This is a genomic window from Coleofasciculus sp. B1-GNL1-01 (assembly GCF_040220235.1).
GTDB lineage: Bacteria > Cyanobacteriota > Cyanobacteriia > Cyanobacteriales > Coleofasciculaceae > Coleofasciculus.
Genome location: NZ_JAVJTO010000005.1, coordinates 1 through 13,721, shown reverse-complemented (window position 1 = coordinate 13,721; position 13,721 = coordinate 1). Strand labels below are relative to the sequence as shown.

13 protein-coding genes and 1 pseudogene are annotated in these 13,721 nt (G+C 45.6%); 4 read left to right on the top strand and 10 right to left on the bottom strand.

What is annotated here, in order from left to right; genetic code table 11:
• From RID53_RS00865 to RID53_RS00850, 4 genes are all read left to right on the top strand, one after another.
• On the top strand, positions 1-367 hold a 367-nt coding region (locus tag RID53_RS00865; RefSeq protein ID WP_446386326.1), incomplete at its 5' end, for a Crp/Fnr family transcriptional regulator.
• 235 nt (positions 368-602) lie between these two features.
• Positions 603-908: a hypothetical protein gene (locus tag RID53_RS00860; RefSeq protein WP_446386325.1), complete on the top strand. Its 306-nt coding sequence runs from the start codon at positions 603-605 to the stop codon at positions 906-908.
• Entirely contained in the window at positions 901-1,344 is a 444-nt protein-coding gene (locus RID53_RS00855) for a PIN domain-containing protein (protein ID WP_446386324.1), read from the top strand. The genes RID53_RS00860 and RID53_RS00855 overlap by 8 nt, the downstream gene beginning before the upstream one ends.
• A gap of 504 nt (positions 1,345-1,848) precedes the next feature.
• Complete coding sequence (locus RID53_RS00850; protein WP_446386323.1) at positions 1,849-4,251, top strand: heavy metal translocating P-type ATPase; 2,403 nt, start codon at positions 1,849-1,851, stop codon at positions 4,249-4,251.
• 191 nt (positions 4,252-4,442) lie between these two features.
• Here RID53_RS00850 and RID53_RS00845 read toward each other — a convergent pair whose 3' ends face one another.
• From RID53_RS00845 to RID53_RS00800, 10 genes and pseudogenes are all read right to left on the bottom strand, one after another.
• Entirely contained in the window at positions 4,443-5,489 is a 1,047-nt protein-coding gene (locus RID53_RS00845) for a CobW family GTP-binding protein (RefSeq protein ID WP_446386322.1), read from the bottom strand.
• Positions 5,490-5,588: 99 nt separating this feature from the next.
• Entirely contained in the window at positions 5,589-6,587 is a 999-nt protein-coding gene (locus tag RID53_RS00840) for a CobW family GTP-binding protein (RefSeq protein WP_446386321.1), read from the bottom strand.
• Positions 6,588-6,838: 251 nt separating this feature from the next.
• Positions 6,839-7,486, bottom strand: a complete 648-nt coding sequence (folE, locus tag RID53_RS00835; RefSeq protein WP_446386320.1) for a GTP cyclohydrolase I FolE — start codon at positions 7,484-7,486, stop codon at positions 6,839-6,841.
• Positions 7,487-7,562: 76 nt separating this feature from the next.
• Positions 7,563-8,633: a CobW family GTP-binding protein gene (locus RID53_RS00830; protein ID WP_446386319.1), complete on the bottom strand. Its 1,071-nt coding sequence runs from the start codon at positions 8,631-8,633 to the stop codon at positions 7,563-7,565.
• A gap of 85 nt (positions 8,634-8,718) precedes the next feature.
• A pseudogene (locus tag RID53_RS00825) lies at positions 8,719-9,030 on the bottom strand (porphobilinogen synthase); the annotation flags it as partial.
• A gap of 213 nt (positions 9,031-9,243) precedes the next feature.
• Positions 9,244-9,576 carry a DUF1830 domain-containing protein gene (locus RID53_RS00820; RefSeq protein WP_446386318.1) on the bottom strand — a complete coding sequence of 111 codons (333 nt, stop codon included), beginning with the start codon at positions 9,574-9,576 and terminating at the stop codon, positions 9,244-9,246.
• Between the two features lie 134 nt (positions 9,577-9,710).
• On the bottom strand, positions 9,711-9,986 hold the full coding sequence (locus RID53_RS00815; RefSeq protein WP_446386317.1) for a hypothetical protein: 276 nt from the start codon (positions 9,984-9,986) through the stop codon (positions 9,711-9,713).
• A gap of 88 nt (positions 9,987-10,074) precedes the next feature.
• Positions 10,075-11,151, bottom strand: coding sequence for a WD40 repeat domain-containing protein (locus RID53_RS00810; protein WP_446386316.1), 1,077 nt, complete (start codon positions 11,149-11,151; stop codon positions 10,075-10,077).
• Positions 11,139-12,110 (bottom strand): CobW family GTP-binding protein, encoded by a 972-nt coding sequence (locus RID53_RS00805; protein WP_446386315.1) that lies wholly within the window; start codon positions 12,108-12,110, stop codon positions 11,139-11,141. Before RID53_RS00805 ends, RID53_RS00810 begins: the two co-directional genes overlap by 13 nt.
• A 125-nt stretch (positions 12,111-12,235) precedes the next feature.
• On the bottom strand, positions 12,236-13,721 hold a 1,486-nt coding region (locus tag RID53_RS00800), incomplete at its 5' end, for an iron uptake porin (protein WP_446386314.1).

Here is a 13,721-nt window from a genome sequence, read left to right as displayed (position 1 = left end):
TTTGACTCGAGTACAGGCAAGTCAAATCCCTTTAGAGAGTCAATCGTTACCAGAGGCGTTACTGATTCATGCTTGCAAAAGCGAAGAACTATTGAATATTCTACATCAGCACTCTGCCTATGCCCGCCTGCTGCATCTGTTAGAATGGCTATCCTGTCAATTTGGACAAACAGTTCCTCAGGGTAAATTGCTGAACTTTCACCTGACTCATCAGGATATTGCCGAAACGATTGGGACTACTCGGGTAACCGTAACTCGCCTAATCAATCGGTTGGAACAGGAAGGGAGGATTGTGCGATCGCATCGAAATCTCATCCTCACCACTGGTGAACATTCTCAGTACAATGATACTGAAAATTTGCTTTGAAGCGCCAAAACCTTGATCTAGCATAGGATGGGTACTGCCCACCAGCCTTAATCAGCGTGCCATTCCTTCTAAGTAGCATTTGGGCAGCCCTCATCGGCAACAAACATGGACAGAGTAGTGGGTGGCGATGGCACAATAGATGCAGAACGCGAATATCGGTTGGAGGCAGTATGTCACTTACCGTCGCCGATTTAGAGAACCGACAAGCTTATTATCCAGACTATCGGCTAGAACGATGAGTAATCTATCAAAAGACCAAGAACTTACGATTAAGACATTTCCTTTGTCAATTGCTGAAGCAGGTCAAGTAACACTTCCACAAGAGGTTTTGGATAGCTTACAGGTGAGTCCAGAAATTTCGTTACTGTTGCTGCAAATTGGGGAGTTGGTTTTACTTGTTCCTAGACAGCCTCAAGTTAGTTCTATTGCCGATCGCTTTGTCTCCCTAATGAATACCAGCCAGGTTAGTTTAGGAGACTTATTAGAAGGGTTACAGGAAGAGAGGCAAACCATTTGGGAAGAATCTCAGCACCGTGATTAGAGTATTTCTTGATTCAAGTGCATTGATTGCAGCTTGCGGTTCTGCCAGTGGTGCTAGCCATGCCGTGATTGTAATGGCAGAGATTGGATTGTTCAAGGTTGTAATTTCAGAGCAGGTTGTAGACGAGTGCGAGCGCAACCTGATGAAAAAACTGCCAAAAGCTCTTCCCGTTTTTAGGCAAATTATCTCTACTATCGCTCCTGAAATTCTACCCAATCCTTCTACTACAGAGATAGAGCAATGGGTAGCAATTATCGAACCTAAAGATGCTCCCATCTTAGCTGCTGCGGTAGTCGGTCATGTCAATCGTTTGCTGACACTAAACACGAAAGATTTCACGCCAGAAGTATCGGCTCAAAGTGGCTTACTGATTCAAACACCGAGCGAATTTATTCAACAAATTCGTGCTTTAATTAACAAAGAATTGAGGGAGTGATAGATAGTGAGGTGGCTTGCTTGTTTTCATAAAAGCCAAAGGGAGCAGGGAACTCTTAACAGGGAACAGGGAATACCTAATTTATACCAAATCCAGGTTGATTCCCCGAGTCCGCCTCCAGGTAAACCAGCGACAGCATTAATCTGAAGTCCCCCCATACAAATGTACTGCACCCAGCGTCAAGCCTTATACCGTAATGGTTTGAACGCTCAAGTCTTCAAAAATTGTACCCATGTAATGCAGCTAAAAAATCGCCGAAAGCCGCACGGTAAAGCAGTTTTGATTTTTGGGCTGGGGGAACTTCAGGCTTGAGTTTTGGCAATCATTGATAGGGGTTAACAGGCTTGTGGCTTGACATATCAGTTGTTACTGATATTTAATGATAGCTTTAAAGAAGACATATCAGTTGTCACTGATATGAGAACCGGATAGGTCGAGTTGTATCGAATTACCCGGCTGTCGATAATCCAGGTCGCCTGTCTTTGCTCAATAGTCAATTGTCTCATGAACCCAACAACCCCCTCGAACAGTACCTTACAAGCAATCGTTAATGGGATGGACTGCCCTAACTGTGCCAAAACCATTCAGGCAAATCTAGTGCTTCTACCGGGTGTAGAAAAGGCTTGTGTCAACTTTGCCAGTGGCAAGCTTACCGTCTCTTATCACCCATCCCAAGTCGAGGCAAGGGTGATTCGCGATCGCATCACGGAAATGGGTTACACCCTTGATATCGCTCCAGCCAATCCCACCAAAACGCTGCAAGCACAGGTCAGAGGGATGGATTGTGGGGGATGTGCCAAGACGATTGAAGCGAGTGTGCAGCAGTTGGCTGGAGTCACTGAGGTATCCGTCAGCTTTGCATCGGAACGATTGAACGTATCTTATCACCCTCACCACGTCCGTGAAGCCGACATCATCAAGCGTGTGACTGACCTAGGCTATACCGTTGAGCAGGCGCAGGAAAAGACCCCTACTCAAAAACTTAGTCAGCCGACAACCAACCAGCATTCGCCCAAGTCTGACTTGACAGGTTGGCAATTCTGGCTGTTGACGCGACGGGGACAGACGGTTCTTTTCAGTGGTATGGGCTTAGTGCTGGGATTGATTGCCGAACGATTGTTATCCCTCAGTTGGATTGCCCAAGGCTTCTATATCGTTAGCTTACTGGTTGCGTTCCTGCCAGTTGCACGAGCTGCATGGATTGCCTTGAAACTGCGTCGAGCAGATATGAACTTGCTGATGACGCTTGCGGCGATTGGAGCGGCTATTTTGAATTTTTGGTTCCAAGGCGCACTGGTTATGTTCTTGTTTGCCTTGGGGACAACCTTACAGACTTTCACTCTCGGTCGCACCCGCAATGCCATTCGCGACTTGATGGACTTGACTCCACCAACTGCAACAGTTAAGCGGAACGGGCAAGAGGTTTCAGTTCCGGTTGAAGAGATTCAAGTTGGCGAGATGCTGACAATCCGACCAGGACAACGCATTGCACTGGATGGCATAGTGGTGTCTGGCATCAGTGCTGTTGACCAATCTCCGATTACGGGAGAATCTGTCCCAGAAGAAAAAGAAAAAGGCGATCGCATTTTTGCAGGTACGCTGAACCAGACTGGCTTTTTGGAGGTTCAGGTAACTCATAGCGCCAAAGACACAACCGTTTCCCGCATCATTCATTTAGTGGAGGAAGCCCAAGAAAGCCGCGCTCCTATCCAGCAGTGGGTCGATCGCTTTTCTGCCATTTACACGCCGATTGTTCTTACTTTGGCAGCAGGGATTGCGCTTATCCCACCGTTAGTGTTGGCTCAACCGTTTAATGTGTGGATCTATAAGGCACTGGTATTGCTAGTCATTTCCTGCCCTTGTGCTTTAGTGATTGCTACACCCGTTTCCCTGGTGAGTGCGATTGGGGCTGCAACCCGAAACGGTGTTTTATTCAAGGGTGGAAATGCGCTAGAGACAGCCGGACGGTTGACAACCCTCGCCTTTGATAAAACTGGCACGATTACTCAGGGGATGCCTGTCGTACAACAGGTCTATAACCTGGAAGAAATGAAGGCGTCCACCGTGTTGCTGATTGCGGCTTCCCTAGAACAACAATCGGAACATCCCCTAGCAAAGGCGATTGTGACAGCAGCGAAAGCAAAGGGAATGGAACTAGATACTCCAGAAACCTTGACAGCCATCCCCGGTAAGGGAGTTTGGGCAAAGTTCGGACAGTCCGTTTATGGGGTTGGCAATCGACGGTTATTTGCAGAGCAAGACATTCCTCTGTCAGCAGCAGGGGAATCCTGGGTGGCTGAGATTGAATCTCTTGGACATACTCCCGTGCTAGTTGGAACTCGACAAGGTTTAATTGGAGCGATCGCCCTAGCAGATGGACTCCGTTTGGAATCCATTGAAGCGGTACGATTGTTGAAACGAATTGGCTTAAAGCGACTGGTGATGCTGACAGGCGATCGCATCCCCGTTGCTTCTGAGATTGCTCAACAGGTTGGTATGGATGACTATCAAGCTGAGTTACTACCTGAAGATAAACTTGAGGCAATTTACACCCTTCGCCACAAAGGAACGGTAGGCATGGTTGGGGATGGCATTAACGATACTCCCGCCCTGGCTGCGGCAGATGTCAGTTTTGCCGTCGGCAACATCGATGTTGCGCTGGAAGCCGCTGATGTCGTGCTTGTCGGTAACGATCTAAGGCGCTTGGCTTATGCCATCCAACTCAGTCGCCGCACACTTAAAGTGATTCAGCAAAGTATTGTCATTGCTTTAGTTCTGAATGGAACGTTCATTCTCCTGGGAACTTTGGGGGTAATTGGACTGCCAATGGCGGTTTTAGAGGATATGGGGTCTTCTCTGTTAGTGACTCTCAACGCCATGCGGCTGTTTAACACCAAATCCGGTTAGCCACCCCCTTTATAAGCTAGTCCGCGCAGGCGGACTTTGTTTGTGTAGCTGCGACTTCTAGTCGCCAGGGCAAAAAAAGGATTCTTACAGCGCTTTTCATGTAAGTGAGGTACACAGACTTGAGGCTGTACCTTATCAACCTGAAATCTGCTGTAATCTCTTAGGGGAGATGTTGAAAATAGAATTTTTATTTATCTGACCGACACTTGCTCTGATGCCAGACAAGTCTTAAGTTGGCTCTGAATTTGCTTGGCATCCAAGTCGCGTCCAATGAAAACGAGTTGATTGCTGGGTAAACTTGACCAATCATCTGTCTTTAAATCACACCGTTTACCGCTTAGTTGAAAAATGTGGCGCTGTTCACTTTCTTTAAACCAGAGTATACCTTTAGCGCGAAACACTGTGGCTGGTAACTCATTCAAAAATTCTCCGAAACTCTCCATAATAAAGGGTTGGTCACTTTGAAAAGACACAGAGATAAATCCATCATTAGCTAAATGATTGGCATGATCCTCAGAGTCATGCTCATGATGGTGATTATGCTCATGTTCAGAATGGTGATCAGAGTCACTCGCCTCCCTGTCGGCATAGTCAGCCGCATTGGTTAATCCCACATCTAAAATTAAGGGTAAGGGAACTTCACCCTGCTGTGCCTGTAAAATTCTCGCTTCAGCTTTTACGGAGTGGATATAATGTTCTAATTCATCAACTTTAGCCTCGGCAACTAAATCCGTTTTGTTGAGGATAATAACGTCACCATAAATTAGCTGATCTAACGCGGTATCGCTATCAAAATGTTCTGGTGTGAACGCTTCGGCATCCACGACTGTTAACACCGAATCGAGGCGGGTCAATTCCCTTAAATCGCCTCGCAGGAACGTCAGCATAATTGGTAATGGGTCAGCCAATCCCGTCGTTTCGATGACCAAATAGTCAATCCGGTCTTTGTGTTCTAATACATTATAGACAGCTTCAACTAAACCTTCGTTAATTGTACAGCAGATGCAGCCATTGCTCAGTTCCACCATGTCTTCCTCGACGGAAACTAAAAGCTGGCTATCAATGTTGATATCGCCAAATTCATTAACTAAGACGGCTACCTTCAAATCCTGACGGTTTTGTAGGATGTAGTTGAGCAAAGTGGTTTTGCCACTACCTAAGAAGCCCGTAATCAGGGTGACAGGCATTCCTCGCTGGGGAACATCGACACCTTTTAAGTTAGTTGTACTGCTGATCATTTCTTTTCCCTATTCTGACAATGATAATCAGGTTATCGTTTTTGAATCAGATGCTAAAATCGGATACTTATTAACAGGATGAATCGTTTATTTCAGTTCTTAACTTGCCATGCAATCGGCTAATTCTTGTCGAATCCACTCGGCATTTAAATTTCGTCCAATGAAAACGAGTTGATTACAATGAGGAGGATGAGAACGTTCACTTTTCATATCACATCGCTTACCACTTAATTGAAACAGATGGCGTAACTGACTCCCCTGAAACCAGAGAATGCCCTTACCCCGATAAACATTGGTAGGTAGGTTATCGATAAAGGCTTGAAATTTGGGCAGATTTAAGGCGCGATCGCTCTCAAATGACACTGCCATAAACTGATCATGTTCCAGATGGTGAGACTGATGATCATCAGCTAGATGATGCTCGGCTGGTGCTGCACGTTGATAGGTGCTAGGCTGATTAAGGTTCACATCCAAAATCAGTGGTAATGACACCTGTCCATATTGGGTTTGGAGGACTCTAGCTTCAGGTTTCAGGGAACGAATATACTCCTTGAGTTGATTGATTCGTTTTGGGGCAACCAAATCGGTTTTATTCAACAGAATAATATCTGCAAAAATGAGTTGATTCAGTGCCGCTTCACTGTCATAGTGATTCGGCGTCAACGATTCGGCATCAACAACCGTCAATATGGAATCAATGTGAGTAACGGTTTGTAATTCTGTGGTGATAAAACTCAGCATAATTGGCAACGGATCTGCCACCCCCGTGGTTTCAACCAGGATGTAATCCACTGGATTATCACGGTGAATTAACCCATCAACCGTATCAACCAGATTTTCATTAATCGTGCAGCAAATACAACCATTACTCAGTTGCACCATATTTTCATCAATCGATACCAAGAGTTTGGAGTCGATATCAATGTCGCCAAATTCATTAACAATAACGGCTATCTTCAAGTCCTGACGATTATGCAAAATATAATTGAGCAGCGTGGTTTTGCCGCTTCCCAAAAAACCTGTGATGATGGTAACAGGTATTCCCCGCCCAGAAGCGGTGACAGATGTGGGACGAACTGGTTTGACACTAGAGGTCATAAAATCCCTCCTGTTGAATAACGACAAATTGGCGGATTGAACGATCTGACTCGCCCTAAACCAATTGTATATAGCGTTTTCATTTGAGTTGTGAACCCCACCCCTGCCCTCCCCTTGCTAAGGGGAGGGTTTGGGAGGGGTAAGATTTTCACGTACAGCTTGGAAATGCTATAGTAATAATTTTGATCATCAAGACGCAAAAAAAGGGCTTTCTCCTAGGATTAGGTGATCGCCCCTAACGAACAGGCACGCTAATTAAACCTTGGGTTATGTTGCACCAAATCCATGAACTCCTGGCGAGTCCGGGCATCCTCAGCAAACACCCCTCGCACCGCACTGGTCACAGTCCAAGACCCTGGCTTTTGCACACCTCGCATCACCATGCACATATGCGTCGCTTCCACGACTACAGCTACACCTTTAGGCTTGAGTAATCCCACGAGTCCATCGGCAATTTGTGCCGTCAGACGTTCCTGTACTTGCAAGCGCCGCCCATACATTTCGCAAATCCGAGCAATTTTGGACAGTCCAATCACCTTACCATTGGGAATATAGGCAACGTGAGCGCGACCGAGAATCGGCAGAATATGATGCTCGCAGGAGCTAAAAATATCGATATCCCGCACCAGCACCATTTCATTAGCATCTTCGGTAAATACTGCACCATTGAGTAATTCATCCAGGGATTGGTGATAACCCGATGTCAAAAACTTTAAAGCTTTAACCACACGCTTAGGGGTATCTTGTAATCCTTCGCGGTCTGGATCTTCTCCCAATCCCAGTAACAAAGTACGCACAGCTTGCCTCATTTCTTCGTCAGAGACAAGGGGTTGATCTGAAGTTGAAAGGGATGGCATTACACCATTTAACGCCATCGGCTTTGATTGAGATAAGGTCATGATGGAAGGATTTGATAAACGACAAAATTGAAGTGAAACGGAAATGAAATTCAGCCAACAATTAACAATTAATTGACTATAATTTTACCGATTCAGCCAGACAGTTGTCTAGTATCGTTTTGATTTCATCTAGATCGAGATGACGCCCAATCAAGACGAGCTGATTTTTAGGCGAACCTAACCAAGGTTCAGCGTTTAATTCAAAACGAGGACCGCTGAGTTGAAAGATATGGCGTAAAGGGCTATCACTAAACCAGAGAATGCCTTTTGCCCGAAACACAGTATTCGGAATCTGTTCAGTCAAAAAATACTCAAATTTGTGGACATCAAAAGGGCGATCGCTCTGGAAAGACAGGGAAACAAATCCATCATTTTCTAAGTGATGGGAATGATGAGAGTGATCATGATGGTGATGGGAGTGATCATGATGGGAGTGATCATGATGGGAATGATCATGATCGTGGTGCTGGCTTTCCTCTAACTCCTGCTGGTAGTTCTCTATCTGGGTTAATCCCACATCCAAAATTAAAGGTAATGGCACTTGACCATATTGACAACGGATGAGCCTTGCTCCCTGTTTAATTACGCGGATATAACTCTCTAATTCATCCAGCTTTTTCGGATCAGCGCGATCTGTTTTATTCAGCAAAACGATATCACCATACGCCACCTGTGAAAACGCGGCTTCACTGTCAAAATGCTCTGGAGTGAACGTTTCCGCATCGACTACCGTTAAGATCGAATCCAACCGCGTCAAGTTTCGCAGTTCCGTCCCTAAAAAGGTAATCGCAATAGGTAACGGATCAGCCACTCCCGTGGTTTCAATGACTAAATAGTCAATCCGGTCTTCCCGTTCTAAAACACGATAAATAGCATCAACTAACCCATCATTAATTGTACAGCAGATACAACCATTACTCAACTCCACCATGTCTTCATCGAAAGAAACCAGAAGCTGGGAGTCAATATTGATATCTCCAAACTCATTCACTAAAACAGCGACTTTCAAATTCTGCTTATTTTCGAGAATTTGATTAACTAAGGTGGTTTTGCCACTCCCCAGAAATCCGGTAATAATTGTGACTGGCATTCCTCGTTTGGGAAGGTTTACGATTTCCAATTCTGTTTGTTTTGTTGTCTGTATCATGGTTATCTTTTAGGATGAGAGTCTCGGTTGGTATAACTCCAATGATCGGTAGATGGGATGTTTACGTTCCCTGCAACATCATGGCGGTGGCATCTTTCTTGTCTTCAGGGATAACTGGGAATAGCGCGATCGCATTAATCCCTAATTCAAAGACGTTTTCTACTTCTTTGAGTAGTAAATCCCCGGAATAACGGTAGCATCCCGGCATGGACATTATTTCCTGCTGATGACTCTCGCCTTTCATAACAAACAGGGGATAAATTAGATCGTTAACACTAAGCTGAGTTTCTCGCACCATCCGGCACATGGCTGGTGTGCGACGCAGACGCCTGGGGCGATTGGGTAACAGGAGGTTGGCTGATGTAAAGTGATGAGAAACGGAGTTTTTTGATGACATTGGTTAAAGCAATTGACAGTAATAATCAGGGGAATTTAGCTATCTATTTTGCTCAATCTAGATCACAAAAGTAGTTGATGGATTCGAGAATCTGACACGATCAAGAACAGGCTAGGACATCGGTCAAGAAACCGGGTTTCTTTGGGTGAAAGCTTGATATTTCGTTGTCATCCTCACGAGAAACCCGGTTTCTCGGAATACTTGACCGACGCTCTAGTTGAACGTTCGATGACTGGAATGGTGAAAAACTGGGAGTTTTTTTAAGTCTTGGTTAGGCGATCGGATGAATTTCCGTTGAATGCATAACCGATCGCAGCCAATTCTATCTAGAATAATTTCTTGGTTCATTGCGCCTGTATAAATTTCCAGTTGAGCCTCAGAACAGGCTTCAAATAAGAGATGTTGCCGAGGAAATACGACTCGCTCAAAGTACCAATTGGAAATATTGACAATCCGCACAATCTGAACTTGTCTCGTCTGATTGAAATAGCCACATAATATTTTCGCGGGAAAATCTGGGGGCAAAGCATCAAGAATTTGAGTCATCGTTATAATTGCTTTTGTTCAAATTCGGCTTTGGGTAATTGCAAATTGGCTAAACCATAAGCGATATCCTCTATCACTGTGAAAGGCTAACCCAATTCGTTGTCGCCATTGATTGAGAAATTTATGGTTGTATTTTAATTCCTCGTCAAAGGTAGCAAGTTTTGAATGTCAATTTGTTCTAGTTCTGCAATAGGTTTGTGGATTTTATACTGTCGCTGGGGTTTGTCCAAGATGGCAATAACAGTTTCAATGGGTGGACATCCCGGTTCACTACAACGCAATTGACTCAGAGACACGGAAATTTTTTCATTAATCTCCAAAACCTGATAAATCCAGTGTTTAATTTGCTGGATTTTTTCGGGATGGGTTTGTTGGTCAGTCCGAGAAAATAAATCCATTACTATTGTCATTTATTGATTATTTATTCTCTGTGCCAGCTTTCCAGACGCGCCATGGCGCGTCTCTACATATATATGTTCCTTATTCAGCAAACTTTCATTAACCAAATCCTTTACCCCGTTTGGATTCTGACCACACTAAAACCTCCCCATTTTGACCACCAGCCGCCAATTGACTTCCTCCAGGATGCCAAGCCAGACAAGAAAAACCCTGGGTAGCACCGTTCATAATTTGGGCAATTTGCTTGGCTTTTTGCCACAGACAAACCCAGCCATCATTACTCGCTGACGCTAACAGTAAACTCTTGGGTTGAAAAGCGATATCCTGGACGATTTCAGTATGCAGATCTAAAACCCGTGCATCCCAACCCTGACGATCATCCGTTTGCTTTTTCCAGATCACAATCCCCTCACCACTGGACGCCGCTAACAATGGTGCAGTATTTGACAGGGATTTTGACCATCTCAAGTTACGAATTTTGCCGGGAAATCCCCGCATCACCCACGGATGAGGATTACCCCATTGGACGACTGTAATGGTTAAATCGAGATTACCAGACGCGAGATACTTGCCATCCGGTGACCAAGCAATCGCCATACTCGCCGCCGCCATATCGACAAGGAAAGGGTCATCATCCCAATTTCGACTATCCCAAACCTTAGCACCCTGATCACCCGCGATCGCTAAATGCTGTCCTTGAGGTTGCCAAGTCATTCCCAATACTGAGGACGAGTCAAAAGGTAATGTGATAATCGTTTCTTGTTCAGCCGCATCCCACACTTGAACATAACGCCCTAAACTAAATGCCAATTGGTTAGCCGTGGGACTCCAACGCAGGTGGTCAACCCATTTGGGGGCATTATTGAGAGTCGTGATCAATTGAAGTTGGGGCTTCACCTGCCAAATTCTCACCCCACCATCTTGTCCTCCGGCTGCCAAAAATTGCCCATCGGGGGAAAAGTCCAGACAATCAATCGACTGTTCACCTGTGTTGTCTGAACCAAGAATTAAGCGTGAGTCACCATTCCCCCCATCCCACAGCAGAACCTCCCCCGCCGCTGAACTCACCGCTAAACACCCATCAACGGACCAAGCCACAGCCGTGACATACTCCGAGAGTTGCCCACACCACTGTTGTTCTAATAGATTTTTCTGGGTAATCCCTAAACCAGACACGCTCTAAAATCCTCTCTCAGCTTCGCTTCCTCTAAATTGCGACCAATAAACACCAGTTCGCTTTTGCGGCGTTCTCCAGGTTTCCAGGCGCGATCGCCTCGACCATCAAACAACATATGTACCCCTTGAAAGACAAAGCGTTGCTCTTCTCCAGCCATGTTGATAATTCCCTTCATCCGGAAAATATCAGGACCCTTGGTTTGCAACAATTGCGAGAGCCAATTATTCAGTTTTTCCCCATCCACAGGTTTTGATTCAACCAAAGCAAAGGAATGAACCGACTCATCATGTTCGTGAGCATCTTCGCTGAGGAAGTTGGGATCAATCTCCAAAGCACGGTTGAGGTCAAAGGCTTTCACACCCAGTAACGCCTCCATGCCTAACTCAGAGTTTTGGGTGTGGTAAATTTTTGCTAGAGCATTCATCCCCCGTATTCGCTTCTCCAATTCATCTAACTTATCCGGGGAAACTAAATCTGTCTTGTTGAGCAAAATTACATCAGCAAAGGCAATCTGTTCTTGCGCTTCATCTGCTTCCCAATGCTGCCAAATATGCTTGGCATCCACCACCGTTACCACCGCATCTAAAAGCAGTTGCTGCCGCATATCTTCATCAATAAAAAAGGTTTGAATTACGGGGGCGGGGTCAGCCAGTCCAGTGGTTTCTATCACCAAATGGTCAAACTTGTTACGCCGCTTAATTAGGTTCCCGATAATCCGCATCAAATCCCCTCGGACGGTACAGCAAATGCACCCGTTGTTCATCTCAAAGATTTCTTCATCGGCATCAATCACTAATTGGTTATCAATACCGACTTCTCCAAACTCGTTGACGATGACGGCGACTTTCTTGCCATGTTCGTAAGTGAGGATGTGGTTGAGCAGGGTGGTTTTCCCCGCGCCGAGATAGCCGGTGAGAACAGTAACCGGAATGGTACTGGAGGCTTGAGCTGTTACCATATATTGCTTAAAATGATTATCATTATCATATACTAAACGTTTTTGCCCTAGGCGACAATCCCTTTCACCCAATTCTTAATGAATGTAGAGACGTAGCATGCTACGTCTCTACACATGGCACGTCTCTAGAATTCAAAGATGGTGCGAAGCGTCCCCACCCAAATCGTGTCATTGTTATCATCGTGTTCTGGGTTAAGAATCACGAACACCCCCGGATTAATCGCGATATTATCCGTGAGTTGATAACGATACTGAGTTTCCAGATGCCAAGACGTATCATCATCCTCAAAACCGCCATCATTATCCGTCACCTTCGGCGGTTGTCCGACAACAAACCCCAGCAAACTCCCCTCTGAGCCAAAATCAGGCAATGCCAGGGTAACTGCCCAGTTAAAAATAGTGGCGTCATCGCCCTCATCCACCAAGACACCATTATTGAAACCATTATCTTGAGCATGAGCCAGGGTCAAACCGCCCCACCCCGAAAGCGTAAAAGCGGGACTGAGACGCAAACTAGCAGAAAGCCCAAACTGATCCGCTGACGTGGCAGTATCTTCCCCAAATGGCACATTTGCCAATTCACTCCCCGTCTTCCCAGAAACCACCACCTTTCCCCCAGGATAATAGGAACGCACATAAGTCAGACCCAAACGCAAAGCTTCGCTCGGTTCAATCCCCAGTTGGGCGATGGCAGCATAGCGACCATTAAACAATCCGTTTTTCTGACTCGGATCATTAGCATTGGCAGCCAAATAACCCAAGGATAAATTAAGTGCCGAATTGAAGTTATAGGTCAAACTAGCACCCGTGCCTCCGACTCCCTGATAATAAATCGGATTGAAACGCCCGAAACGAGAAATTGCCCCCGTCATTTCTCCCGAGAAAAACTCGTTATAGTTGGCAAAGTTCCCGGCAAACTCGCCGCCAACGGCATCAATCATAAAGGAAAGTTTGGCATCTTTAACGGCACCATGTCCATGTTCCTCTTCTTCCTGATTATGTGACGCTGCCATTTCTCCCAGAGAGAAGCTATATCTTATCTTGCCAAGAGCTAAATCATTATCATTGCCTTCATCAAAAGCGAAGCGGGTCATGCTAGTTCCGGTAATATTGGGATTATCTCCTTCACCCGGACCAAAAGGAACCGGATTCAGTGCATCCAAACGAGTTAGTAACAAATCCTCTCCTGTAAAACTCGTCGCTAAAAATAGACGCACTCGGTTGTCGAAAACCACTTCATCTTCCAAATCTTCTCCACTACCATCTGCCTTTTCATCCCCAAACACGCTACTCAGGGAAAAGCTGACTTCTCCGCGAAGTTTGGTTGTTGTGGAAAACTGATGATCCTCTAAAAAGGCGACTCGACCCTCCAAATTGTCCACTCGCGCTCCCAGAGTCGCCAATTCCGCCTCAAATTCTTGCACCAACCGTCGTAAGGTTGCCAAATCACTCCCCTCCAGTTCGCCATTGGGGAGTAAACGCTCAATTTGCTGTAAGCACGCATTCAAACCAGCAGCAAACTCAAATCGGGTTAAGGCTCGATTCCCGCGATAGGTGCCATCGGGATAGCCCGCGATACAACCATACCGTTCCACCAGACTGCGTAGGGCT